Origin of the sequence: Chromobacterium sp. Rain0013, assembly GCF_015291765.1 — a bacterium.
In the GTDB taxonomy this organism is placed as follows: Bacteria; Pseudomonadota; Gammaproteobacteria; order Burkholderiales; family Chromobacteriaceae; genus Chromobacterium; species Chromobacterium haemolyticum.
The window spans coordinates 2,141,452-2,166,168 of record NZ_CP031514.1 but is presented as its reverse complement, the minus strand read 5'-3'; the positions used below and the strand labels follow the sequence as shown (position 1 = coordinate 2,166,168).

Here is a 24,717-nt window from a genome sequence, read left to right as displayed (position 1 = left end):
CCCTCGCCGCGTCCGGTCAAACGCCGGACCATGGCGGCAGCTTAACGCCGGCTGGCCAACATGCCGCTGACGATGATCAAACCCATCGCCGCCAGGCCGGCGGCGCTGAGCGGGTCGCCCCACAAGCCGACGCCCAGCAAGGTGGAAAACACCACGGTCAGGTAAGACAGATTGGCGGCCAAGAGCTTGCGCCCCACCTTGTAGGCGCGGGTCATCGCCAATTGGGCGATGGTGGCGGTGGCGCCCAAGCCCAGCAGCAGCCACGCGTTCTCCAGCGTCACCGGATGCCAGGTTTCAAACAGCATCAACAGCAGGCCGCCCAGCGTGGAAATCAGCGCGAAATAGAACACGACCTTCCATTCCGGCTCGCCCTGGCGGCCCAGCTCCCGCACATGCAGATAGGACCAGCCGGCCAGCAGGCCGGAGCCGACGCCAAGCAAACCGGCCACCCAGGCCTCGCTGGACAAGGTGGGCCGCAGCAACAGCACCACGCCGACAAAGCCCAGCGCCAGGCCGGCCAGCGCCTGCTTGGGCAGGCGCTCGCGCAACAGCACCACCGACAGCAGCGCCAGGAACATCGGCGAGGTGTAGTTGAGCGTCACCGCCGTGGACAAGGGCAAATGAGCGATGGCGTAGAAATACAGCAATAAGGAAGCGTAGCCGATCAGGCCGCGCTGCACGTGATAGCGCAGCAAGGGGGTGGAGAAACGCTCGCGCCGCCACAAGGCCGCCGCGCCCAGCGTGACTGCGCCCACAAGAGTGCGCCAGAACACCAGCTCGGTGGAGGAGAAATATTCGGCGCCCAGCTTGACGAACACCCCCATCAGGCCGAAAAACACCGCCGCCACCACCATCCAGCCCGAACCCAGGCGCCACTTTCCACTAGTCAAACCACATTATCCTTATTCATTCTTGTTGAACCCCCAAGCTCTGCTTCAACGCAAGGCCGCCATCAGGCCGGAGCCCACTATCAACGCCATCGCCGCCAGCGACCAGGCGCTCAGCGGATCGCCCCACAACACCACGCCCAGCAGCGCCGAAAACAGCACCGTCAGATAGCCGAAGCTAGCCACCAGGTATTTGCGTCCGTCCTTGTAAGCGCGGGTCATCGCCAATTGTCCCAACATGCCGCACACTCCAACGCCAAGCAGCGGCAAAACATTGTCCGCCGTCACCGCGCTGAAACCCGGCCCCAAAGCCAGCCAGATGCCGCCAAACACGCTGGAAATGGCGAAAAACCAGAACACCACCTTCCAGGATGGCTCCCCCATCTGCCCCAACTCGCGCACCTGAAACACCGCGAAGCCGGCGCTGACGCCGGACATCAGACCAATCAAGCCGGCCAGCCACTGCTCCGAACTGAAAGTGGGGCGCAGCAGGATAACGATGCCGACGAAGCCCAGCAACAGGGCCAGGCCGGTGCGCGGCGTCAGCCGGTCTTTCAACTTGATCACACACAGCAAGGCGAAGAACAGCGAGGAGGTGTAGTTCAACGTGACCGCCGTGGACAAGGGCAGCCGGGTCAGCGCATAGAACAGCGCCACCATGGACGCGTAGCCCACGAAGCTGCGCTTGACGTGCCCGCGCCAATGCGGCGTCCACGGCGACTGGCGCTTCCAGGCCATCGCAGCGCCCAAAGCCAGCGCGCCGATGGCGGTGCGCCAGAACAGCAGCTCGGTGGAAGCGAAGGCGTCGGCGCCCAGCTTGACGAACATGCTCATCAGCGCGAAACACAGCGCCGCCACCACCATCCAGCCGGAACCCAGCCGGCCTTGGCGCAAGCGCCGTCCCATGGCCCGTGCGCCGTCGCTCAACGCCGGCGTCATCGCTTCAACAATTCAAGCGACAGGCAGATGGCCTCCATCTGCCGACGATAGGTTTTGAATTCAGAAGCGTTGGCGGCGCAGCGCGCCTCGGCCATGCGCTTTTTGTCCCCCAACTGAAACACATGCAGGTTGTGGCGGACAATCCACAGCCGATTGGAAACGAAGCGGCCGTCGCGGTATTCGGTCACCAGCCGGCCGCTGCGGCTGTTGACGCGGGCGAAATTGGCGGCTTCGCGATTATCGTCCTCCCGGCGGTATTTTTGCGCCAGCCGGGCCAGGGTGTCGCCGCGCCCCGGCTTGCGCGAGAACACCTGCACATCGATGGCGGCGCGCTCGCGCTGATCGGCTTTGGGCGGCACCACCCGCAGCACGCGTTGACCGTCCACCACGCTGGGACGAACCTTCCAGCCCGGCGGCACATTGAAACGCACGCGGCTCACGGCATCGGTGTAGACAGCGGCCTGGGCCAACGGAGCCAGCAAGGCCAGCGACAAGGGCAAACAGCGGAAAAGCGTTTTGAGCATGGAATCGGGCAAACCAGATAAGAGCCTGCTCACAATCCGGCGAGCGAGACAAGACGAAAACGGCGGAAGCAGCGGCATGTGCTGACGGTACATGAGCATTCTGCAGCGGTCCTCCCGCGTGACGCCTTCCAACGCGCGGCAAACTTTGAACAGGCTCGTAAAAAAGGCGCGGACAAGTCCGCGCCTTTGCATTATGACACCGCAAGCCGTCGCTTAACCAGTCAGCGCCTCGCCCATCTTGCGTCGGTAGAACTCGTGGAAGTGCAGCATGCCTTCTTCGGTGGGCGATTGATAAGGCCCCACCTCGCTCTCGCCGCGCATCCACAAGGCCCGGCGGCCTTCATGCATCCGGTAGCAGATCTCGTCGTCTTCCTTGGCGGTTTCAAAATAGGCCGCCTGCTCCGCCTCGATAAACTCCGGCTCGAACCACACCACGTCCTCCGGGTAGTAGAACTCGGTCAACACCGTGCACTGCTCCGGCCCGCGCGGCATCACCACGCTGACCACCAGCACATGCGGATACCACTCCACCATGATGTTGGGGTAGTACGTCAGCCAAATGGCGCCGAACTCCGGCTGCTGATCGGCGTAGCGGCGGCGGACTTCCTCGTGCCACTTGCCGTAGACGCGGGAGCCCGAGGTGGCCAGCTGGTTCTTCACGCCCACGGTTTGTACATGGTATTGCGCGCCCCACTCCCACTTCAGATCGTCGCAATCAACGAAATTGCCGAGGCCGGGGTGGAAGGGATCGACGTGGTAGTCCTCGGAATACACTTCGATGAAGGTCTTCCAGTTGAAGGCGTACTCCGTCAGATGGCTGGAATGGTAGGCGTAACCGTCAAAGCTCATGTGCTTGGCCACGCCCAGGTTTTCCAGGTCGCGCGCCACATTGCGGCGCGCGTCGAACAGCAAGCCGTTCCAACGCGTCAGTTCGGTCTGGCTCAGGTTCAAGCACGGCGTCTCCGGGAAATGCGGCGCGCCCAGCAAAGAGCCTTCGGCGTCGTAAGTCCAGCCATGCAAATTGCAGACGATATGATTGCCGTTGCCGCGGCCCTTATAAATGATGGCCTGGCGGTGACGGCATACATTGGAGATCAGCTTGATCCGGCCATCCACATTCTTGAGCATCTTGCCGTGCCCCATCCATTCCAGAGTCTGATAATCGCCGGCGTTGGGCGTCATCAGCTCATGGCCATAGTAGATGGGCGCGTCTCCAAACAGCAGCCGCTGTTCCTGAGCGTAATAGGCAGGATCAAAATAGGTATAGACGGGTAGCTGGGCAGCAGATGCTTGAAGCAACTGCGCGGAAGCCAGATCAGACATTATTCCCACACCTCCGGTAGAAGATATAAGACCAGCCGAATCTCGCTTAAAACGAGTTTGCGGGACTATCAAAAACAATCAACAAAAACAAGGCCGAACCTTGCAACAGAGGGGCGGATTATGCCCCCGCCCCCCCACCGGGGCAAGCCTTTCCTCTCTACCGGAACCGGGTTTTTGGCGTAAAAACATCAGCTTGCCGTACCCAAATCATACTTAGAATAATATTTTTGATAGGAATCAAAGATTTAGCATTCACGCTGCAATGCAATATTAGAGTCGCTTAATTCATGATGTTATAATCGCCGTCATCGCCTCCGTCCGGCTTTGAGCCACGGCCCCTTCTGGACTGTAGCCGATATGCCGCCAGTTACAATGCCTGCCGCGTAAATACAGGCGCAGCCATGCTTTCGCTGGTGGCGTGGCAGCGCTGACGCCAGCTTCCGGCAATGCTATACCGATTGAAAAGCCGTGCCCGCCACAGCGAGAACCCACCCTCGCCGCCGCGACCGCAAGCTTGGGATCCATGGCGACAAAACCGCTGATTTTTGCCTAAATGCCAAATTTTACGACTCATCGCGCCACGCGCCTGCAGCCTGCGACACCGCTCGGTCGGTGCCGGACCGTCGTTCGCGCCCATTCCCCCCGCGCGTCACAGGAAAGCCTCTGAAAACATGCAAACCTTTTTCCTCGCTCCCATCGGCTTCAACGCCGGCCTGACCTCGGTGGCGCTGGGCGCCATCCACAGCCTGGAGCAAGCCGGCCTGCGCGTCGGCTTCGTCAAACCCATCGCCCAGGGCGCGGACCCCAAGGAGCCGGAACGCTCCACCCACTTCGCCCGCGCCATCTGCCGGCTCAATCCGCCGGAGCCGATTCCGATGGAGCGGGTGGAACGCCTGCTGTCCAAAGGCCAGGTGGATCAATTGATGGAAGAAGTGGTCAGCCTGTATCAACAGGCGGCCAATCAGGTGGACGTGGTGCTGGTGGAGGGCCTGGTACCGGACCAGAAACAGGTGTTCTCCACCTTTCTAAACACCAAGATCGCGCGCAATCTGCAAGCGCAGACCATCCTGGTCAGCGCGGCCGACAACCTGGCCAGCCACGAGATCGCCGAGCAGCTGGAAATGAGCATTCAGGCCTTTGGCGGCGGCCAGGGCGGCCAGATCGCCGGCTACATCCTCAACCGGGTGCCCAAGGACCAGAACGCTCAGGACATCGCCACCGAGGTGCTGGAAAGCGGCAGCTTGATGAAAAAGGCGCGGCTGCCGATGCTGGGCGCCATCCCGCACGAGCCGGAACTGCTGGCGCCGCGCACCCTGGACGTGGCCAATCATCTGAAGGCGCGGCTGTTGCACGCCGGCCAACTGACCAGCCGCCGCGTGCGCACCATGGTGGTGACCGCTCGCACCGTTCCTAATATCGTGCACCTGCTCAAGCCCGGCGCGCTGATCATCACTCCCGGCGACCGCGAGGACATCGTGCTGGCCACCGCGATGGCGGCGATGAACGGGGTGCCGCTGGCCGGGCTGTTGCTGACCTGCGATTCGATGCCGGACCCGCGTATCATGCTGCTGTGCCAGCAGGCCTTTACCGGCGGCATGCCGGTGATGGCCAGCGAATCCAACACCTTCGACACCAGCAGCGCGCTCAACAATATGAGCTTGCAAGTGCCGTCCGACGACCGCGAGCGCATGGAGCGCGTGATCGAATTCGTCGCCGAGCACCTGAACGTGGCGCCGCTGAAACAATACATCGGCACGCCTCAGGAACTGCGCCTGCCGCCGCCTGCCTTCCGTTACCAGCTGATGGAAAAGGCGCGCAAGGCCAATAAACGCATCGTGCTGCCGGAAGGCAACGAGCCGCGCACCATCCAGGCCGCCGCCATCTGCCACGAGAAGGGCATCGCCCGCTGCGTGCTGATCGGCCAGCGCGCCGAAATCCTGCAAGTGGCGGAAGCCCAGGGCGTGACGCTGCCGGAGTCGGTGGAAATCATTGATCCCAACGAGGTGCGCAGCCGCTATGTGCCGCCCATGGTGGAGCTGCGCAAGAGCAAGGGTCTGAACGCGCCGATGGCCGAACAGCAATTGGAAGACAATGTGGTGATGGGCACCATGATGCTGGCGCTGGACGAAGTGGACGGCCTGGTGTCAGGCGCGGTGCACACCACCGCCAACACCATCCGCCCCGCCCTGCAGCTGATCAAGACCGCGCCGGGCGCCAGCATCGTGTCCAGCGTGTTCTTCATGCTGATGCCGGAGCAGGTGCTGGTCTACGGCGACTGCGCGGTGAACCCCGATCCTGACGCCGAACAGTTGGCCGACATCGCCATACAGTCGGCGGACTCCGCCGCCGCTTTCGGCATTCCGCCGCGTGTGGCGATGATCTCCTACTCCACCGGCTCCTCCGGCAGCGGATCGGACGTGGAGAAAGTCAGGGAAGCCACCCGCATCGCCAAGGAAAAGCGCCCGGATCTGATGATAGACGGCCCGATGCAGTACGACGCCGCCAGCGTGGAATCGGTAGGCCGCCAGAAGGCGCCGGACAGCGAAGTGGCCGGCCGCGCCACCGTGTTCGTATTCCCGGACCTCAACACGGGCAACACCACTTACAAGGCCGTTCAGCGCTCAGCCAATGTGGTGTCGGTGGGCCCGATGCTGCAAGGCCTGCGCAAGCCGGTCAACGATCTGTCGCGCGGCGCGCTGGTGGACGACATTGTCTACACCATCGCCTTGACCGCGCTGCAGGCGGAGCAAGGCGAGTCCATCTAAGAACCTGTTTACGATCTGCTGCACGTCGGCGATACGGCGTTGAAAACGGCTTCGAAATGCTCATGTACCACACGTACATTCCGCTTTCTCAGCCATTTTCGCCTTGTCTCGCCTTAGCTCGCGAGATCGTAAACACGTTCTAAGCCCAGCCCCCTATCCAACCGCCTGCCTCCCGGCAGGCGGTTTCGCCATTACGCGCAACAGTTCCCCTCTCCTATTCGGCCCTGCCCGGCTATGCCATTGCGTTAATTCAAACAATTGTTTTACATTGGAGCGCCATAAAAGCCGCACAACAACAAGCTGCGTCCGCAGCCGCGTCTACAACGCATCAGAGGGGCACTCCATGTCGATTCAAGCCATCACCGAATGGTTCATCCCGGACCGCGTACGCCAATCTCCGGAACAGGCTATCCGCGGCCGCACCGTCGTCGGGGTCGGCCTGCTGGCCGGCCTGGTGGCGCCGCTGTTCGCCATCGAATACCTGCAACTGGGCCACCGTGCGATGGCCGCCGGCATCGCGCTGGGCGGCCTGGGCCTGCTGCTGGGGCCGCTTGTGCTCAAACTGAGCGGCGCGGTGCGCTTCAGCGCTGAATTCATCACCAGCTGCATGTACGCGATGGTGTGCTGGATGGTCTACGTCAACGGCGGCATCCAGTCCACCAGCATCGTTTGGTTCGCCGCCATTCCCTTCACCGCCGTCTTCGTCGCCACCCGTGTCTCCGGCATGGTCTGGCTGGGGCTGACCGCGGCCGCCATCGGCCTGTTCTTGTGGATGAGCGCCCAGGGACTGCTGCCCGCCAACCCGATTCCCCACGCCGAAATTCCCAAGCTGCAGGCCAAATCGCTGGCAGGCTTGTCGCTGGTGGTGCTGGCCCTGGCGCTGGCCTTCGACAAGGCCAAGGTCAAAAGCTTTGAGAAACTGGAAGGCGCGCGGCGCGAGGCGGAACAAGCTCAACAGGCGATGCGGCAGCTGATGGCTCAGTTGACCGAATCCATCCAGGCCGCTTCCAGCGCCAGCCGCGATATCGCCGGCAGCACCGGCAATATGGCCGAAACCATGGCCAGCCAGCGCGAACGCTCCGAAGACATGGTGGTGATCGCCCAACAAATGGCGGTGGTCACCAGCCAGAACGCCGAGCAATCGGTGACGGCCACTCAGCTGGCGCACACCGCCGGCCAAGCCGCCTTGGGCGGCGGCGAAGCAATGGACCAGGCGGTCAGGCAGTTGAGCAAGGCCGGCGAAGTGATCGCGCTGGCCTCCAGCCGGCTGGAACAGCTGGGCGAGCGCAGTGCCGAAGTCAGCGGCATCGTGCAACTGATCCGCGACATCGCCGACCAGACCAACCTCCTGGCGCTCAACGCCGCCATCGAGGCGGCGCGCGCCGGAGAGCTGGGCCGCGGCTTCGCGGTGGTGGCCGACGAGGTGCGCAAACTAGCCGAGCGCACCCAGAACGCCACTCTGGACATAGAACAGAAAATCCGGCTGATCGTCGACGGCACCAACCAGGCGCTCGTCGCGATGCGGGACGGCAATCAGCAGATGCAGGCGGGCCGCGACAACTCGCTGGACGCCCAACGCAAGCTGTCCGGCATCATAGGCGAAACCGGCGAGCTGGCCAGCTTGCTCAGCCAGATGTCGCAGGCGGAAGCCAATCAAAACCGCGGCTTCGCCCAGTTCGCCAACGACATCACCGCGGTGGGCGAATCCACCCGCAGCCTGTCCGGCGAAACCCAGGCCATCGCGGACGCCATCGCCCGGCTGGACCGCTTGTTGGTGGATCTGGGCCAAAACACCCGCCACCTTCAGACGCAAAACGCCACGGCATGAAAAACGCCGGCCCTGGGCCGGCGTCGTCCTTTGAACAGGCTCTCGCCCGCGAACGCCCTTATTGCGGCAACTCGCTATTGCTGAATACCTCCAACTGCACTTGCTTCACCCGCTTGTCCGCGGACAGGCGCTGTTGCAAGGACAGCAACTCGACCTGGGCCGGCGCGTCGAACACCACCACACTCTGAGTGCGGTAACGAACGCTCAGGCTATGGTCGCGCGCCACCGCGGCCTCGTCTCGCGGCGAAGCCAGCTTCACCATCACCACACCGCTGACCCTCGACGGAGCCAACTCGCCTTCGGAACGCAGCACGTCGCCGCGCTTCAGCGTCACACCGCCCTCGCTCGCCGCCGAGCGGGCGCTGACGCCCTGCGGCAGCTTGCCGGCCGGAGCCGCTTGTTTGTAATAGGTCTTGCCGTTGATCACCAGCGGCTGGCCGCCCGGCTTCTGCTTGAAGGACGGAACGTCGGCGGCCTGAGCGCCGGCGGCCAAGGCCAGCAGGCCGGCCAGAATCAGGGAATGTTTCATCGTTATGCTCCTTTGTGGCCGATGAAGCGGATGGACCAAGACCGCAGGGTGCCGGTGGCGTTGGGCAGGCTTAGCGTGCGCTGGCCCTTAGCGTCACGGTAGTCGTAATAGTACTCGGCGCCGTTGGTGTCGATCACGCGCAGCCGCCATTGACCGCGCGCCGATTCGCCGTAAAAGTGGTTGGACAACAAGCGTTGCTGGTTCAGGCCGTAGCTCTCGTTCACCAGGCCGGTGCGCGGCGACAGCAGCACCGAGCGAGTGCCTGCCGGCGAAATCAATTCCACCGCCAGATCGTTGGCGCGGCCATGCTTAGCATCCACCAGCAGCTGCACGGCTTCCACCGTCAAATCCTCGGCATGGGTGTACACGCTATCCAGTCCAGCTTCGCTGGCATCCGGAATCTCCTTCATCACCGACACCGTCTGCCAGCGCGTCTTCTCCAGCGCCGCCAACGGCTTGTGATTGCGGCCCAGTTCCACCGCCTTGTCCACATCGATCAGACCAAAGCCGTAGAACGGATGGAAGGCGAGACCGGCGGCGTTGTTCTGCCACCCCGGCAAAGCCTGGTAGCTGTGCGCGCCGCCCTTGGCGTCCTTGAAGGCCAGGGTCACGCCGGCATGATTGGCGTCCACTTTGCGCGCCGACTTGATCAACAGATCGCGCACATCGCGCGCGCTCAGGCTGGGATAAGCCGACATCAGCAACGCGAACGAGCCGGAAGCCGCCGGCGCCGCAGCGGAAGTGCCGTTCATGGTGCCGCGGTAATCGCAATTAGGGTCCAGCGCGGTGCCGCCGTGCAACTGATTGGTGGACGGACGCAACGTGGAGTTGGAGCCGCGGTCGCAACCCACCAGATCGGTGGTCACCATCGCCGGGCTGGCGGTGCCGTACTCGCCGCCAGGGGAGGTCAGCAGCACGTTGGCGCCCACCGAGGAGTAGGACGAGCGCACGCCGTCGGCGTTCAGCGCCGACACCACCACGTTCCAGTAGTTGCTGTTGTCGGTGGTCAGGTTGGAATCCTGGATCGGCAGACCGTCGTTGCCGGCCTTGGCCAGTACATAGGTGGGTTTGCCGTCATTGTCCGAGCCGGACTGGAAGCTGCCGTAGGCGTTGCCCGCCGACTTGACGAACACCGCGCCCTTGCCGCCGTTGCTGCGCAGGCTGACATCCTCGTGCGCTTCGTCTCGCACCCGCAACGACATATCAGTATCGGGATTGCCCGGAATCGAGCGGATCGCCGAGCTGCCGTAGCTCTGGTTGAACACGCGGGAACTGGTGGACGACTGGCCGGCGCCGTCGCTCGGCGATTTGCCGTGCGATAGCATCCAACCGGCGGTCGTCTGCGCCTTCAACCAGTTGAAACCGTTCAGGCTGGCCGCCGGCGCCACGCCGCGGCCGCCCAGATTGTTGAAGCCCACCGCGGCGGCAATGCCGGCCACAGCGGTGCCGTGGCTGTCGGTGGCCAAACTGGGAGTCGGATCGTCGCTATTGTTCGCCAGGTTCTTGGAACCGGGCACCACATTGCCCGCCAAGTCCGGGTGGCGGATCTCCAGGCCGTCGTCGATGACGGTCACCGTCACGCCGCGCCCCTGGATGCTGCGCGAATGGCTGAGCGCCAGGTTCAGATCGATGCCAGCCACGCCGCCGCGTTGCGAGAACGCGTTCTGCCCTGTGTTTTGCAGGAACCATTGCTGGGACACCAGCGGATCTCCCGCTTGCAAGGGCGTTGCGGCCTGACCGGCCAAGGACGCCAGGGCCAGCGAAACCGCGCCCACCGTGATATGGATACGCATTGCATCTCCTAAGTGTCGAAACTGCTGTCGATAGAGAACAACTGCCGCGAGTCCGGGGCTGCCACCCCATCGCTCTCGGCCATTCGCCCCGCCTGCCAGCGGCGGCGAAATCCTCGGTCCTGCGCCGGCATCCGGTTTCGAAAGGCCAAGCCATTCTTATCCGGGCACCATGCGGCAAACCTGCGTCGGCGCTCGCGCCGGGCCGCCGAGACGGCCTCCATCACCGCGCTCCGGCTGGCCCAAGCGGCGTCCGCCCAAGCAGTGAACCATCAAAATCGAAAATGCCAAAGTCCTATTTATTTTTATCGTATATAAAAACTTCATAATACAAAATGTAATAATTCCCATTCGCAAATATGACAAACAGAAGCAACAAACCAAGAAAAATAGTGTCAAAATCAACCGCTTAGCATGAAACACCCAACAATTACCGCAGCCGACGGCGCAGCGGCCAGTCGCCCATAAACACAGCCAGGCCCAGAGAAGAACGTCAGGATTTGTCAGACAGAAGCACTAAGAAAGAGAAGAAAAAGGAACAAATAAAAAACGCCCCGGACGGGGCGTTTTGGATTGGAAGACGATGCCGACGCGAGGTTTAGTCGCGTTCTCCGGCAAAAGCCAGCAACAGTTGCAACAAGCTGGTGAACAGGTTGTAAATGCTGATGTAGATCGACAACGCCGCGGAAATGTAGCTGTCCTCGCCGCCGTCCACCACCACCTTGACCTGCCACAGAATCATCAGCGAGCTGAACAGCGCGAAAGCCGCGGAAATCATCAGATGGAAAGCCGGCATGCCCAGGAAGATGTTGGCCACCACCGCCACCATCAGCACGATGGCGCCCACGGTGAGGAAGTTGCCCAGGCCGCTCAGATCGCGCTTGGTGGTGGTGGCGATGCCCGCCATCACGAAAAACACCAGCGCGGTGGCCGCGCCCGCGGTCATAATCAGCTGGCCGCCGTTGGAAAACTTGAACGCCAGTTGCAGCAAGGGCCCCAACAGCAAGCCCATCAGGAAAGTGAAACCCAGCATCAGAAACACGCCAGCCGAGCTGTAGCGGTTTTTCTCGATGGCGAACACCAAGCCGTAGAACACGGCAAGGATCGCCAGCATGCCGATGATGGGGCTGCCGGCCAGGAAGCCGAAATTCATATTGGTGCCGACGATGGCTCCCATCACCGTGGGAATCATCGACAAGCCCAGCAAACCATAAGTATTGCGAAGAACCTTATGGCGTACCTCGGCCATACCGGTCGTCTGATAGGCCGTCTCAAGGTTCGGGTGCATAATGTAAGCCTTTCTCCAAAGGGATTTTTATCAAATTGTACCGACAGTGACAGCCGCTGTGGCAATAAGTTTCCCGGCGGCCCGGCTTGCGTCGCGCAAACGCTTCGGGTATTCTTGCACTCCCTTGCAAATGAGGACGGTTGTTCTAATTTGCAAGCGGCATCAAAGCGAAAGTGGCGGAATTGGTAGACGCACTGGATTTAGGTTCCAGCGCCGCAAGGCGTGAGAGTTCGAGTCTCTCCTTTCGCACCAACCCTGATTGCAGCCATACCTCTCCAATACGCTTGGGCCAAGCGTCATCCCGCCATAGCAAAGCGTCTCGGCTCAACACGCTGTTTTCCGTTTACCTTGCATTATCTTTGTCCCGCCCACGCTCCACACTTTTCCTCAGGGTCTGTTGAAAACCTGCTGCGCTTCGGCGATGCGTCGTTAAAACAAGCTCAGCATGCTCATGCTTCGTCTGTACACTCTGCTTTCCCAGCCGCTTGAGCCTTAGCTCGCAAGCACGCTCCCGGATCACAAGCGCACGCCATGAAAAACGCCCTCGACGCAGACGCGTCGAGGGCGTTGGATTTAGCGCGATGGAATCAAGCGCTGGCGGCGGTTTGCTTGTCCATCATGATTTTCAGAATCTGCGCATCAGTCTGCACCATGCCCTGGCTGGCCAGCTTGCCCAGGTTGGCGATGGAGGCGTCCAGCTCGCATTCCACAATGCCGTCGCTGCCCGCCACGCACACGCCGTCCAGCGCCATCAGTACCGCCTTGTAAGCAGACCCCGCCGAAGTGGACACCTTCATCGCGCAGCTATTGGACGCGCCGTCGCAAATCATGCCGGCCAAGTCGCCTATCATGCTGGAAATGGCCATGCCCGCCACCGCGTAGCCGCCGCCCAGCAACTGGGCCATCCCCGCCGCCGCGCCCATGGACGCGGTGGTGACCGCGCACAGCGCGGACAGCTTGGGCAGCCGGGCGTGAATATAAATGGCCATCAAGTGCGACAGCATCAGCGCCCGCGTCAGCCCCTCGCGATCGGCGCCGACATGCTCGGCCACCACCACCACCGGCATGGTAGCGGCAATGCCCTGATTTCCGGAGCCGGAGTTGCTCATCGCCGGCAGGGTGGCGCCGCCCATGCGGGCGTCGGACGCCGCGGTGGTGCGGGTGAGGATGCGGGTCAACAGATTGTCCGACAGCAAACCGGCGCTCACCTGCTTGTGCAGGGTTGCGCCAATGTGCAGGCCAAACTGCCCCCCCATGCCCGCTCGCGACAGCGCCTCGTTCAGTGTGGCCGCCTCGTGGATGAAATCCATCATCTCCAGCGGAGCCTGGGTGGCGAAGTCGTAAACATCCTGCGCCGTCGCGTCGGAAAAGTCGTATGCGGCGCCGGCCTGGCCGGAGCTCTCGAGTTCGGCGCGGAACACCGCCGCGCCATTGCGCTCGATCAGCACCACATTAGTGTGAGAGTCGGCGATGCAGACCCGTGCCGTCTCGTCGCCGGCGAACACTCGGGCTTCCGAATACAGGATATTCGGCACGTCCGCGATGCTCAGCGTCACGCGCTGCTCCGCGAGCATGCGTTTGGCGGCATCCACCACTTCGCCGCTCAAACCCTTGAGCACCTCCAGCTTGCCGTCCGGGTCGCCTCCTAGCGCGCCCACCGCGGCGGCGATCTGCAGGCCCACCGCGCCAGTGCCCGGCACCGTCACGCCCATACCGTTCTTCATCAAATTGGGCGAAACCCGCGCTTCGATGCGCTCTGGCGCGCGGCCCAGCGTCTTGGCGGCGATGGCACAGGCCAGGGCCAATGAAATCGGCTCGGTGCAACCCAGCGCCGGCGCCACTTCCGCGCGCGCCGCCTTGACGAACTTCGGCCACAGATCGGTGTTGAGAGTTGGTGTACACATAGTGATTACGCTTTCAAATCAAGTAAATGCCTTGCCGCCGCCCCACAAGGCGGGCCGGCGGCGAAAATCAGGAGAAAGCCAGGAACGGCGACACGCAGAGCAACAGGCCGGTGGCGATGATGATCTTGAGCGCGGCGCCCTTGTATTTGTGCAGGAAGGGCACTTGGTAAACCAGATAGGCCGGGATCAAACAGCCCACCAAGCCAAAAACCGGGCTGCAGATCGAAGTGAAGCTCAGCACCGGCGCGTTCAGCACGATGGCGCCCCAGGACAGCAAGACGGTGAACACCATGATGCCCTTGGCCACCCACTCGGGCCGGATGCGCTCCTCCGGCATTACCCGGCGCAGCAGATTCATCGCCAGGCCCTGGCAGGCCTCGCGGAAGCCCAGATAGACGCCAAAATACGCGGTCATCACCGCAAAAATATTCAGGATCAGGCTGAACAGCTTCACCATATCGCCCGGCATGCTGCTGGCCACCATGGCCAAAGCGGAAATGTTTTCATGCGAGGCCTTGACCGCCTGTTCGTGCCCCATCGCCAAGGTAAAGGACACCGCGTAGAAAAAGACGGTAACGAAGAGGATGCCGAAGGCGATGTTCATCGCCCGCATTGCCTTGTACTGCGCCACTTTCCGCGACTTTTCCCGCGCGCGGTAGGAAATCACCATCGGGCTCAGGCTTTGAATGAACAGGATGGAGGTCAGCGTGAACGGCAGCATGACGATGGCGTCCTTGATCAGGCTGCCCAGCGAGGGGAAAGCGCCCACATTGACCATTCGCCATTCCGAAACCATGGCCAGGCCGAGCACGGCCACCACGCCCAGCTTGGTCAACACCATGCCGGTGGAAATCTTGAACAGCAGTTGCTCGCCACGGGAAGCCAGCGCCACCAGCAGGCAGATCAGCCCCAAGCCATAGAAGGGATTGGCGGACAGCAGCGTCTCGGTCACGCCGAAGCTGTGCAGAAAGGAGGCGCTGTCGTTAGTGATGGCGGTTGAATACACAAAAACCCAGATCACCAGCATGATGAAGTAGAGCGCCCCCAGCAGAATGCCCCAGTTCTTGCCCAGATAGCCGCTGATCACGCTGGGGTAATCCTTGCACTCCGGCGACTCCGCCAAGGTGTTGATGAACAGACGCTGGAACAAATACATCGCCGGATAACCGATAACGGAGGAGAGCAAGAACACCCACAGCCCCATCAACCCCACCTGGACCGGCAGAAAAACAATGCCGGCGCCTATCGCCATGCCGATGCTCATCACGACCCAACCTCGGTCAGTAGCGTCGAAACGCACCGCCTCCCGCCACTCCGCTTCGCTCATGCCCGCGCGCTCGGCAGCGCTTGCCCTGGGCTTGACGCCCACTTGGGTGATGTCCATACTCGTTGTTCCTTTAGTGGTTCATCTGCTGTCTCAAGCCCTCCGGCGCCAACCGGATGCTTGGGTTTCCCCGCCGCGCTGCGCCAACAGCGCGTGAAGGGATTCTCGGACGCGTATCGGAAGCCCTCAGTCGCGACACTGCTTCAGATAGCGGTAAAGAGTGGGTTCGGAGATTTCCAACGCCTGCGAAGCCTTGCCGACGAATCCGCGGATAGAGAACAAGCCCCGCTGATTCAACTCCCTGATCACCTCCAGTTTTTCATCGCCGGACAAGCGCGTCGGATCAATCGCGTATTGCTCCAGCACGCCCTGCATAATCCCCACGCCAACATCATCAATGCCTAGCGACAAGGTTTCCTGATGCGAGTCGTGAGACAGTTCTGCCGGCAGCAGAGCCTGCACCGCCTCCAGCGCGCGCTTGTAGCGGCTGTCGTCGGAGTTGACGCAGAGCATGGCCTGCACGCGGCCGGTCTCGTCCTTGATCACCAGGGTGGACGAACGCAGCGACACTCCGCCTCGGGTCTTGCTGCGGTAGTTCAGCCGATAGTTCTCGCCCCCCTTGACGGAGCACTCCCGCGCCATGCTCAAGGCAAGGTCGGTGGCCGGAGCGCCGACGCTGCGGCCGGACACATGCCCATTGCGGATGATTTTGAGCGAGGCGCTGGGATCGGATAGATCGTGCACAGCCACTTCGCTGTCCGGCCCCAACAGGGCCGACACGAAATCGGCGAGCACTTCCGCGTCAAGTTGCAGTTTCATGGCGATGACAAAAAAATTATCACGTTGAGATTCTATGCATCACCACTCATCCATGTCATGCGCAACCACGAGCGCATTTGACGCGCGTCAAACCCGTTCAGGCCGCCGCCCGTCGCCAACGCGGCGCTCCATGAAAAAACCCGCCAAAATAGCGGGTTACACAATAGAAAAACAGCCGTCAGGCCTGGCGGAGTTGAACGCCGGACAGCTAGGTCAGGGCGCTTCCCTCTTTACACATTACAAAGCCTCATCCGCCGACAACCCTCTGGCGAACAAATCCACCGGCGTGTCCGGAATGAAGTCCAAACGCACCTGCCCCTCCACCGCGAAGCCCAGCTTGCTCAACACGCGCGCGGAGCCGGCATTGTCCGGATGCACCAAGCCCACCAGCCGGTCCAGCGCGTAAACATCCCGCGCTAGGCGCAGACAGGCGCGACCGGACTCGGTGGCCAGGCCCAAACCCCAGTACTCCGGCAGAAAGCGATAGCCCAATTCCACCGCGTCCACCGCCGCCATGTATTTCAGGCCACTGAAGCCTATTACTTCGCCGCTATCCTTCCACACGCAGGCCACTCGGCCAAAACCATGCCGCTCATAATCCGCTAGCGGGCCGTCGCGCATTGCCTGCAAAGCTTGCTCGGGCGAGCCAAAAGGCGTGTTGCCGACATAGCGGATGGCCTCGGCCACGGTACCAAGCCGGTAAAAGGCGTCCAGATCATCCTCCTTGAAAGGCCGCAAAATCATGCGGCCGGTATCCACTGCTTGCATTTCTGGCTCCCAAGCTGTTTGCAATATCATGACAATGGAAACAATTTGCCAGCAATCATCCGTCAACGCCATATTTTTTGCGCTGCAACAAATCAGCGCGGCAGGCGCGCCCAGCGGCTCAGCTGATATACTGTTGCTTTGATTTCCCCCGCCGCAGAACCCCGCCATGAACGATCTGTTTGCCCATGAACCGAAAAAACCGCTGGCCGAAGCGCTACGTCCCGGCCGCCTCGACGAGGTGATCGGCCAACGGCACTTGATCGGCCCTGGCAAACCGCTGCGGCTGGCCGTGGAGGCGCGCACCCCGCACTCGATGATTCTGTGGGGCCCGCCCGGCGTCGGCAAGACCACGCTGGCGCGCATTCTCGCCGCCAGTTTCGACGCCGAATTCATCCCGCTGTCGGCAGTGTTCTCCGGCGTCAAGGACATCCGCGAGGCGGTGGAGCGCGCGCACGCCGCGCTGCAGCGCTCCGGCCGCCACACCATTCTGTTCGTCGACGAAGTGCACCGCTTCAACAAGAGCCAGCAGGACGCCTTCCTGCCCTTTGTCGAATCCGGCCTGCTCACCTTCATCGGCGCCACCACGGAAAACCCCTCCTTCGAGGTCAACTCCGCGCTGCTGTCGCGCGCCCAGGTCTATGTGCTGAACAGCCTGGACGAAGAAGAACTGCGCCAGTTGTTCGAACGGGCCGCCGCCAACGACGCGCTGGAGGGGCTGAGCTTCGACGATGCCGCCATCGATACGCTGACCGGCTACGCCGACGGCGATGCCCGCCGCTTCCTCAACCTGCTGGAGCAGACCCGCACCGCCGCCTACGCCCGCAAGACCGGCCAGATAGACCGCGACTTTCTGTCCGAGGTGCTGACCGTCAACGCGCGTCGCTTCGACAAGGGCGGAGACGATTTCTACGACCAGATCTCCGCGCTGCACAAATCGGTGCGCGGCTCCAATCCGGACGCGGCGCTGTACTGGCTGACGCGGATGCTGGACGGCGGCGCCGACGCGCGCTACCTGGCGCGCCGGCTGGTGCGCATGGCCTGGGAGGATATCGGCCTGGCCGACCCGCGCGCGATGCAGATCGCCAACGACGCCGCCGCCACCTATGAACGGCTGGGCAGCCCGGAAGGCGAACTTGCGCTGGCTCAAGCCGCGCTGTATTTGGCCGTGGCCGCCAAGAGCAACGCCGGCTACAAGGCGTATAATGAGGCCCGCGCCTTCATCAAACAGGACAAATCCCGGCCGGTGCCGGTACACTTGCGCAATGCGCCCACTCGGCTGATGAAAGAGTTGGGCTATGGCCACGAATACCGCTACGCCCACGACGAACCCCATGCCTACGCCGCCGGCGAGACCTATCTGCCGGAAGGAATAGAGGACATGCGCTGGTATCAGCCGACTCCGCGCGGACTGGAAAGCAAAATACGGGACAAGCTGGATTTCCTGCGTCAGCTCGACGACGACGCCCGGCAAGACTCCGAATAAGTGAAAGAAACAGGACCAACCTAACCATGCTCGACATCAATCTGCTTCGCAACGACATCGAAGCCGTCGCCGCCCGTCTGGCCGGCCGCGGCTATACCCTGGACACCGCAGCCTTCAATCAGCTGGAGTCCGAACGCAAATCCCTGCAAACCCGCATGCAGGAACTGCAAGCCAAGCGCAACGCCTCCTCCAAGCAGATCGGCGTGGCCAAGGGCAAGGGCGAAGACGTGTCAGCCATCCTGGCCGAAGTGGCGACGCTGGGCGATGAATTGAAAGCCGCCGAACAAGGCTTCGACGCGGTGCAAAAGCAGTTGGACGCCTGGCTGATGTCCATCCCCAACCTGCCGCACGAATCGGTGCCGACGGGCAAGGACGAAAACGACAATGTGGAAGTGCGCCGCGTGGGCGTGCCGCGCCAGTTCGACTTCGAGGTCAAAGACCACGTCGACGTGGGCGCGCCGCTGGGCCTGGACTTCGACACCGGCGCCAAGCTGTCCGGCGCGCGGTTCACCGTACTCAAGAGCGACATCGCCCGGCTGCACCGCGCCATCGCCCAGTTCATGCTGAACACTCATACCGGCGATCACGGCTACGTTGAGCACTACACCCCCTACATCGTCAACGACAGCGCGCTGCTGGGCACCGGCCAGCTACCCAAGTTCGCCGAGGACATGTTCAAGGTGACCAAGGGCGGCGAAGAAGGCAATGTGGACCAGTACCTGATCTCCACCTCGGAAATCACGCTGACCAACACCGTCAGCAACAGCATCCTCAAGGCAGAGGAACTGCCGCTGAAACTGACCGCGCATTCGCCCTGCTTCCGTTCCGAAGCCGGCAGCTACGGCCGCGACACCCGCGGCATGATCCGCCAGCATCAGTTCGACAAGGTGGAAATGGTGCGCATCGAGAAGCCGGAAGACTCCTACGCCGCACTGGAGGAAATGGTCGGCCACGCCGAGAACATCCTAAAGGCGCTGGAACTGCCCTACCGCGTGATCACGCTGTGCACCGGCGACATGGGCTTCGGCGCCGCCAAGACTTACGATCTGGAAGTCTGGCTGCCGGCGCAGAACACCTATCGCGAAATCTCCAGTTGCTCCAACTGCGAGGCCTTCCAGGCACGCCGCATGATGGCGCGCTACAAGGACGAAAGCGGCAAGAACCAGCTGGTGCACACGCTGAACGGCTCCGGTCTGGCGGTGGGACGCACTCTGGTGGCGGTGCTGGAAAACTACCAGAACGCCGATGGCAGCGTGACCATCCCGGCGGTGCTGCGGCCTTACTTTGGCGGCCGCGACAAAATCGGCGGTTAAACTCAAGCCTGGCTTAAGACCGACACAAGACAACGGCGCCCATCGCGGGCGCCGTTTTTCACATCCGCGCCGCCAGCAGCGCCTCGAACTCGGCTCGCGGCAACGGCTTGCTGAATAGATAGCCCTGGCCCAGCCGGCAGCCCTGCCGCAGCAGGAAATCACGCTGCGACTCCAGTTCCACGCCCTCGGCCACCAGTTCCAACCCCAGGCTGCGGCCTATCGAAATGATGGCGCTGGTGATGGCGGCGTCGTCGCCGTCATGGTGCAGGTCCATGATGAAGGAACGATCGATCTTCAAGCCCTTGACCGGCAGCCGCTTCAAATAGGACAGCGAGGAATAGCCGGTGCCGAAATCGTCGATGGACAGATAAACGCCCAACTCGCGCAAGCGCTGCAAAGCCTCCACCATGCCGCTATCCTCGTCCATCGCCACGCTTTCGGTAATCTCCAGCTCCAACTCGCCGCTATCCAGGCCATGCCGGCGCAACGTGCGCGCCACCGTGTCGGCGAAGCTGCCGTACTTGAGCTGGCGGCCGGACACATTGACCGCGATGCGGCCGGGTTCCAGTCCCATCGCATGCCACTGAGCCCAGTCTCGGCAAGCGGTGTCCAGCACCCACTCGCCTATCGGTACCATCAACGAGCCGTCCTCGGCGATCGGGATAAACTTGGCGGGCGCCATCAGCCCCAGTTCGGGATGGCGCCAGCGCAGCAAAGCCTCCGCCCCCACCACCCGCTGCGTGGCCAGTTCCACCTTGGGCTGATACCACACTTCCAGCTCTTCCTGCGCCAGCGCGCGGTGCAGGCTGTACTCCAGTTTCAGCCGCTCCATCGCCCGCGCGTTCATGTCCGAGGTGTAGAACTGAAAATTGTTCTTGCCGCGCTCTTTGGCTTGGTACATCGCGGAATCCGCGTTCACCAACAAAGCATCCGCGCTGACTCCGTCCTCCGGATACATGCTGATGCCAATGCTGGCGGAGATGAACAGCTCGTGGCCTGTCAGGCCGGACTGTTCGGTCACGCCGTCCAGCAACTGCTGCGCCAGCGCCGCCACCTGGGTCACACGCTCCACCGCCGGAAGCAACAGGATGAACTCGTCCCCGGACAACCTGGCCACGGTGGAGTGCGGCGGCGCATACTGCAGCAACACCGAGGCGATACGCACCAGCAATTCGTCGCCGGCATGATGTCCCAGCGTGTCGTTGACCAGCTTGAAGCGGTCCAGGTCGACGAACAGCAGCGCGAACTGTGCCCGCGTCGGCTGCGCCCGCTCTATCGCCTCTTGCAGCCGCTCCAGGAACAGGGTCCGGTTGGGCAAGCCGGTCAAGGCGTCGTGATTGGCCAGAAAGTGCAGCCGCTCCTCGGACTGCTTGCGCTGGGTGATGTCGGAAAACACCGCCACGTAATGCAGGCATTCTCCGTCCGCGTCGCGGATGGCGGTAATGCTCAGATGCTCGGTGTACAACAGGCCGCCCTTGCGGCGGTTGACCACCTCGCCCTGCCAGACCCCGCTCTCTTTCAGGCTTTGCCACAGCTTCTGATAAAAGTCCGCCGGCTGCCGGCCGGATTTGAGCAAGGCGGGCGTGCGGCCCAGAGCCTCCTGGCTGCTGTAACCAGTGATGCGGCTGAACGCCGGGTTCACCATCTGGATCACCCCGTTGCCGTCGGTGATCAAGATGCCCTCCAGCGTTGACTCGAACACCTTGTCCGCCAACAACAGGCTGCGCCGAGAATGCAACAGCGCGTCGTCGCGCTCGCGCAAGGCGGAATGCAATTCCTGCAAAAACTCTTGCTCCACCATCTGGATAATGTCGCGGAACCCCAGCAACTGCAGCAGCGTTCCATCGACGTCGTACACCGCCAGGTGCCGAATCTTGTGCTGCAGGATCAACTGCCTGGCCTGCAACAGGCTGCTGCCCTCGCGCACACCCAGCAGCGGCCAGGAGCAGGCTTCGGCCAGCGTCGCCGGCGCTCGTCCCTCGGCCAACAGCCGCAACAGATCGCGCAGGGTCAGGATGCCGTAGTCCCCGTTATCGAAACTGACAGCCAAAGCCGTGGCGCCGTGACGCCGCATCAAGGCCAGCGCCTCTTCAGGCGAGCCCTGAGCGCCCAGCAAACATAAGGGCGCGGCGCGGTCCGCCACCACCCGCCGCACGCTTAGAAAGGATTCGCTGCCCTGGCTCAACACGATATCGGTCAGCGACACCACGCCGCACATCTTGCCGGCCTGCTCCACCAGCGCATGACGGATGCCGCGCTGGCGGAACAGGGCCACCGCCTCGCTCACCGGCAGATCGTGCGGCAGTACCACCAAGGGCGTGCTCATCGCGCCGCCCACCGGCCTCATGCCAACCACGCCATCCAACCGGTCCAGCGCCAACGCGTCGGCTTCGGTCCAAATCCCCAACGGCCGTCCCGCCTCGTCCTGCACCACGATGGAACCACAGCCCGCCAGCAACATGCGCCGCGCCGCCTCCGCCAGCGACGTATCCGCCGCGCACGCCAGGATATCCGGGGTAGAGATTTCTTTTATACACTGTTTTAAGCAATACATTAACAATCCAACCCGGGCTATTCACGGAAAAATTCCAAATGGCATTATAACGATGCAAATCGCCGTCATGTAGTCGGATTGCAACAGCCCCGCTCCATAGCGGCATCGAGGCTTCTTGTCACTCCTCAAGCCCGCCGGCTCCTCCGCAGGGAGCATTCCTTTTGCATTCAGTAAATCGTCAAATACTCATATACATGATCTAGGACAAGGCGCGATGCGGAGCCCGGCTGCTAGGCTGACAACAGAATCGGCGAATTTAAACTCGCCATGGAAATGACAAAGGTATTGCGCAGCGCAGCAAAATCACTTGTTGGAACGGCGGCAATGCGCATGGTCAGCCCAACCACCCATACAGCGACACAAGCACCATGAGCCAACAACGCATCCACCTATCGGTTCAAGGCCGGGTACAAGGCGTCGGCTTCCGCCCTTTCATCTGGCGCACGGCCAGCGAGTGCGGCCTCACCGGCTTTGTCCGAAACAGCGGCGAAGGCGTCACGCTGGAACTGCAAGGCGAGCCGCAGGCGCTGAGCGCCTTCCGCCAGGCGCTGCGAACCCGCCTGCCGCCGCTGGCGCACATCGACGCGCTGCAGGAGCGCGATATTCCGCTGCGCGATGCCGAACAACGCTTTCAAATAGAAGAAAGCAGCGGCGCGGTCACCCACGCCCGGCTGCCGGCCGACGTAGCCACCTGTCCGCGTTGCGTGGAGGAACTGTTCACCCCCGGCGACCGCCGCTACCGCTTTCCCTTCATCAACTGCACCGATTGCGGGCCGCGCTACACCGTCACCCACCGGCTGCCCTACGACCGCGCCAACACCAGCATGCTGGCCTTTCCGCTGTGTCCGGTCTGCCGCCAAGAATACCTTGACCCGAACAGCCGCCGCTTTCACGCCGAACCCACCGCCTGCCCGGTGTGCGGCCCCAAGCTGCAACTGACCGACCGCTTTGGCCAGAGCCTGAACGGCGACCCCATCGTGGGCGCGGTGCAAATCCTCAATATGGGTCGCAGCATAGCGATGAAAGGCTTGGGCGGCTTCCATCTGGTCTGCGACGCGGCCAGCCCGGCGGCGGTGGCGCGGCTGCGCCGGCTCAAACACCGGCCCGGCAAACCGCTGGCCATCATGGCGCTGAACGTGGAATCCATCCGCGCGCTCTGCCATGTCAGCGAAGAAGAGGCCGCCTGGCTGCAACGCCCGGAACGCCCCATCGTGCTGCTGAACAAAAAACCCGAAGCCGACCAACTGCTGCCGGACATTGCACCCGGTCTGTCGGCTCTGGGCGTGATGCTGCCCTACACTCCGCTTCAATGGCTGCTGTTCCACGAAGCGCTGGGCCGTCCGCCTGGGACCAGTTGGCTGCGCCAGCCCTGCTCGCGCCTATGGGTGATGAGCAGCGCCAACTTGTCCGGCGAGCCCATCGTCACCGGCAACCAAGAGGCCCGCGAACGGCTGAACCAGGTAGCCGACGTCTTTCTGCTGCATAACCGCGCCATCGTCACTCGTTGCGACGACAGCGTGGTATCACTGGAGCGGCGGCGGCCGCTGCTGTTCCGCCGCGCTCGCGGCTTTGTGCCGGATCCGGTGCCGTTGACGCTGGACGGCCCGCCGGTACTGGCGCTGGGCGCCTATATGAAGGCTACCGCCACCGTGCTGCGCGGCAAGGACGCCTTCGTGTCGCAGTACATCGGCGCGCTCAACCACCCTCTGACCTGCGAGGCGCTGCAACAAGCGGCCGACCACTTGCTCGACCTCACCGGCGTCGCTCCGCAGGCAGTGGCTTGCGACCTGGAAACCGGCACTTACTCCAGCATGCTGGCCGAACACCTGTCCAAGCAATGGGAAGTGCCGCTGATCCGGGTTCAGCACCACCATGCCCACCTGGGCGCGGTGCTGGCCGAACACGGCGTGGCGGAACCGGCTTTGGGCTTGGCGCTGGACGGCTATGGCCTGGGTCACAACAACGGCGCCTGGGGCGGTGAAATGATGCTGGTGGACGGCGACAGCTGCGAACGCATCGGCCACATCTCGCCGTTGCCGCTGCCCGGCGTGGGACGCAGCCGGCTACCGCCCTGGAAACTGGCCGTGGCTTTATGGCAAACCCTGGAACTGGGACCGCTGCCGCCGCGGCTGGCGGCCCAGCCCGGCGCCCAACAATTGGAGAAACAGCTCTCTATCCGCCGAGACTGCCAGGACAGCACCAGCTTGGGCCGCTGGTTCGGCGCCGTCGCCGGCCTGACCCGCCAATGCGGGGTGGAAACCTTCGAGAGCGAAGCGGCGCAAAGGCTGGAAGCCCAAGCCGAGCCCGCCGAACCGCTAGCCGGCGGCTGGCGTACCCAGGCCAATCTGCTGGACCTGACGCCGCTGGCGCGCCATCTGTGCCAACTGGACGACGACCGAGCCATCGCCAGCCTGTGGCACGCCACGCTGGCCGCCGCGCTGGCGGACTGGGCCATCAAGGCGGCGCGCACCACCGGCACCCGCATCGTGGCGCTGGCTGGCGGCTGCTGCGGCAATCGCCAACTGATGGCGCAACTGCTGCCGCGGCTGGAACAGGCCGGCCTGCGCCCGCTGACAGCGGAACAGCTGCCGCCCAACGACGGCGGCCTGAGCCTGGGCCAGGCCTGGGTGGCCCGCCAGCGCCTGCTGCGCCGGAGCTGAAATGAAAACGGCGCGTCGC

The 24,717-nt window shown here is 62.8% G+C and carries 17 protein-coding genes and 1 tRNA gene; 6 read left to right on the top strand and 12 right to left on the bottom strand.

The features are described from left to right. Positions 1 to 41: 41 nt before the first annotated feature. The 4 genes from DXT74_RS10150 to DXT74_RS10135 all read right to left on the bottom strand — a co-directional run bounded on the left by DXT74_RS10150 (position 42) and on the right by DXT74_RS10135 (position 3,673). Positions 42 to 854, bottom strand: a complete 813-nt coding sequence (locus DXT74_RS10150; RefSeq protein ID WP_194428081.1) for a DMT family transporter — start codon at positions 852 to 854, stop codon at positions 42 to 44. Positions 855 to 935: 81 nt separating this feature from the next. Next, positions 936 to 1,793, bottom strand: a complete 858-nt coding sequence (locus DXT74_RS10145) for a DMT family transporter (protein ID WP_043633583.1) — start codon at positions 1,791 to 1,793, stop codon at positions 936 to 938. A 29-nt stretch (positions 1,794 to 1,822) separates the two neighbouring features. Next, entirely contained in the window at positions 1,823 to 2,350 is a 528-nt protein-coding gene (locus DXT74_RS10140; RefSeq protein ID WP_043633142.1) for a hypothetical protein, read from the bottom strand. A gap of 213 nt (positions 2,351 to 2,563) precedes the next feature. After that, positions 2,564 to 3,673, bottom strand: coding sequence for an aromatic ring-hydroxylating dioxygenase subunit alpha (locus DXT74_RS10135; protein ID WP_019100263.1), 1,110 nt, complete (start codon positions 3,671 to 3,673; stop codon positions 2,564 to 2,566). A gap of 671 nt (positions 3,674 to 4,344) precedes the next feature. On the opposite strand from DXT74_RS10135, the gene pta reads away from it, so the two are divergent. Together pta and DXT74_RS10125 are read left to right on the top strand one after the other, a co-directional pair. Beyond that, positions 4,345 to 6,438: a phosphate acetyltransferase gene (pta, locus tag DXT74_RS10130; protein ID WP_019100264.1), complete on the top strand. Its 2,094-nt coding sequence runs from the start codon at positions 4,345 to 4,347 to the stop codon at positions 6,436 to 6,438. A gap of 343 nt (positions 6,439 to 6,781) precedes the next feature. Further along, a complete protein-coding gene (locus tag DXT74_RS10125; RefSeq protein WP_194427870.1) occupies positions 6,782 to 8,266 on the top strand; it encodes a methyl-accepting chemotaxis protein in 1,485 nt (494 codons plus the stop codon). A 58-nt stretch (positions 8,267 to 8,324) separates the two neighbouring features. Here the strand turns inward: DXT74_RS10125 and DXT74_RS10120 are convergent, their stop codons facing one another. The 3 genes from DXT74_RS10120 to DXT74_RS10110 form a co-directional block, all read right to left on the bottom strand. Next, positions 8,325 to 8,795 carry a hypothetical protein gene (locus tag DXT74_RS10120; RefSeq protein ID WP_019100266.1) on the bottom strand — a complete coding sequence of 157 codons (471 nt, stop codon included), beginning with the start codon at positions 8,793 to 8,795 and terminating at the stop codon, positions 8,325 to 8,327. Positions 8,796 to 8,797: 2 nt separating this feature from the next. Next, positions 8,798 to 10,588 carry a S8 family serine peptidase gene (locus DXT74_RS10115; protein ID WP_194427869.1) on the bottom strand — a complete coding sequence of 597 codons (1,791 nt, stop codon included), beginning with the start codon at positions 10,586 to 10,588 and terminating at the stop codon, positions 8,798 to 8,800. A 595-nt stretch (positions 10,589 to 11,183) separates the two neighbouring features. Next, entirely contained in the window at positions 11,184 to 11,873 is a 690-nt protein-coding gene (locus tag DXT74_RS10110) for a Bax inhibitor-1/YccA family protein (protein WP_043633127.1), read from the bottom strand. Between the two features lie 167 nt (positions 11,874 to 12,040). Between DXT74_RS10110 and DXT74_RS10105 the strand changes: the two genes are divergently transcribed. Beyond that, positions 12,041 to 12,125, top strand: a tRNA-Leu gene (locus DXT74_RS10105). A 335-nt stretch (positions 12,126 to 12,460) separates the two neighbouring features. Here the strand turns inward: DXT74_RS10105 and DXT74_RS10100 are convergent. The 4 genes from DXT74_RS10100 to DXT74_RS10085 all read right to left on the bottom strand — a co-directional run bounded on the left by DXT74_RS10100 (position 12,461) and on the right by DXT74_RS10085 (position 16,688). Further along, on the bottom strand, positions 12,461 to 13,777 hold the full coding sequence (locus DXT74_RS10100) for a serine dehydratase subunit alpha family protein (protein ID WP_194427868.1): 1,317 nt from the start codon (positions 13,775 to 13,777) through the stop codon (positions 12,461 to 12,463). Positions 13,778 to 13,844: 67 nt separating this feature from the next. Beyond that, on the bottom strand, positions 13,845 to 15,161 hold the full coding sequence (locus DXT74_RS10095) for an amino acid permease (protein ID WP_081556688.1): 1,317 nt from the start codon (positions 15,159 to 15,161) through the stop codon (positions 13,845 to 13,847). 126 nt (positions 15,162 to 15,287) lie between these two features. Further along, a complete protein-coding gene (locus tag DXT74_RS10090) occupies positions 15,288 to 15,920 on the bottom strand; it encodes a transcriptional regulator (RefSeq protein ID WP_043633106.1) in 633 nt (210 codons plus the stop codon). Positions 15,921 to 16,157: 237 nt separating this feature from the next. Beyond that, the gene (locus DXT74_RS10085; protein ID WP_161524150.1) at positions 16,158 to 16,688 is read right to left on the bottom strand and encodes a GNAT family N-acetyltransferase; all 531 of its coding nucleotides are present in this window, start codon (positions 16,686 to 16,688) and stop codon (positions 16,158 to 16,160) included. Positions 16,689 to 16,854: 166 nt separating this feature from the next. Between DXT74_RS10085 and DXT74_RS10080 the strand changes: the two genes are divergently transcribed. Together DXT74_RS10080 and serS are read left to right on the top strand one after the other, a co-directional pair. After that, positions 16,855 to 18,171: a replication-associated recombination protein A gene (locus DXT74_RS10080; protein WP_194427867.1), complete on the top strand. Its 1,317-nt coding sequence runs from the start codon at positions 16,855 to 16,857 to the stop codon at positions 18,169 to 18,171. A gap of 26 nt (positions 18,172 to 18,197) precedes the next feature. Beyond that, positions 18,198 to 19,484: a serine--tRNA ligase gene (serS, locus tag DXT74_RS10075; protein ID WP_194427866.1), complete on the top strand. Its 1,287-nt coding sequence runs from the start codon at positions 18,198 to 18,200 to the stop codon at positions 19,482 to 19,484. A 58-nt stretch (positions 19,485 to 19,542) separates the two neighbouring features. Here the strand turns inward: serS and DXT74_RS10070 are convergent, their stop codons facing one another. Beyond that, positions 19,543 to 22,038, bottom strand: coding sequence for an EAL domain-containing protein (locus DXT74_RS10070; protein ID WP_043633096.1), 2,496 nt, complete (start codon positions 22,036 to 22,038; stop codon positions 19,543 to 19,545). 368 nt (positions 22,039 to 22,406) lie between these two features. Here DXT74_RS10070 and hypF point away from each other — a divergent pair, with 368 nt between their 5' ends. Next, positions 22,407 to 24,698: a carbamoyltransferase HypF gene (gene hypF / locus DXT74_RS10065; protein ID WP_194427865.1), complete on the top strand. Its 2,292-nt coding sequence runs from the start codon at positions 22,407 to 22,409 to the stop codon at positions 24,696 to 24,698. Positions 24,699 to 24,717 lie beyond the last annotated feature (19 nt).

What these genes read in the sequence shown, in the direction of transcription:
- DXT74_RS10150 (WP_194428081.1), bottom strand. Translation starts at nt 854, where the DNA reads ATGGTGGTGGCGGCGGTGTTTTTCGGCCTGATGGGGGTGTTCGTCAAG.
- DXT74_RS10145 (WP_043633583.1), bottom strand. Translation starts at nt 1,793, where the DNA reads ATGGGACGGCGCTTGCGCCAAGGCCGGCTGGGTTCCGGCTGGATGGTG.
- DXT74_RS10140 (WP_043633142.1), bottom strand. Translation starts at nt 2,350, where the DNA reads ATGCTCAAAACGCTTTTCCGCTGTTTGCCCTTGTCGCTGGCCTTGCTG.
- DXT74_RS10135 (WP_019100263.1), bottom strand. Translation starts at nt 3,673, where the DNA reads ATGTCTGATCTGGCTTCCGCGCAGTTGCTTCAAGCATCTGCTGCCCAG.
- pta (WP_019100264.1), top strand. Translation starts at nt 4,345, where the DNA reads ATGCAAACCTTTTTCCTCGCTCCCATCGGCTTCAACGCCGGCCTGACC.
- DXT74_RS10125 (WP_194427870.1), top strand. Translation starts at nt 6,782, where the DNA reads ATGTCGATTCAAGCCATCACCGAATGGTTCATCCCGGACCGCGTACGC.
- DXT74_RS10120 (WP_019100266.1), bottom strand. Translation starts at nt 8,795, where the DNA reads ATGAAACATTCCCTGATTCTGGCCGGCCTGCTGGCCTTGGCCGCCGGC.
- DXT74_RS10115 (WP_194427869.1), bottom strand. Translation starts at nt 10,588, where the DNA reads ATGCGTATCCATATCACGGTGGGCGCGGTTTCGCTGGCCCTGGCGTCC.
- DXT74_RS10110 (WP_043633127.1), bottom strand. Translation starts at nt 11,873, where the DNA reads ATGCACCCGAACCTTGAGACGGCCTATCAGACGACCGGTATGGCCGAG.
- DXT74_RS10100 (WP_194427868.1), bottom strand. Translation starts at nt 13,777, where the DNA reads ATGTGTACACCAACTCTCAACACCGATCTGTGGCCGAAGTTCGTCAAG.
- DXT74_RS10095 (WP_081556688.1), bottom strand. Translation starts at nt 15,161, where the DNA reads ATGGACATCACCCAAGTGGGCGTCAAGCCCAGGGCAAGCGCTGCCGAG.
- DXT74_RS10090 (WP_043633106.1), bottom strand. Translation starts at nt 15,920, where the DNA reads ATGAAACTGCAACTTGACGCGGAAGTGCTCGCCGATTTCGTGTCGGCC.
- DXT74_RS10085 (WP_161524150.1), bottom strand. Translation starts at nt 16,688, where the DNA reads ATGCAAGCAGTGGATACCGGCCGCATGATTTTGCGGCCTTTCAAGGAG.
- DXT74_RS10080 (WP_194427867.1), top strand. Translation starts at nt 16,855, where the DNA reads ATGAACGATCTGTTTGCCCATGAACCGAAAAAACCGCTGGCCGAAGCG.
- serS (WP_194427866.1), top strand. Translation starts at nt 18,198, where the DNA reads ATGCTCGACATCAATCTGCTTCGCAACGACATCGAAGCCGTCGCCGCC.
- DXT74_RS10070 (WP_043633096.1), bottom strand. Translation starts at nt 22,038, where the DNA reads ATGTATTGCTTAAAACAGTGTATAAAAGAAATCTCTACCCCGGATATC.
- hypF (WP_194427865.1), top strand. Translation starts at nt 22,407, where the DNA reads ATGAGCCAACAACGCATCCACCTATCGGTTCAAGGCCGGGTACAAGGC.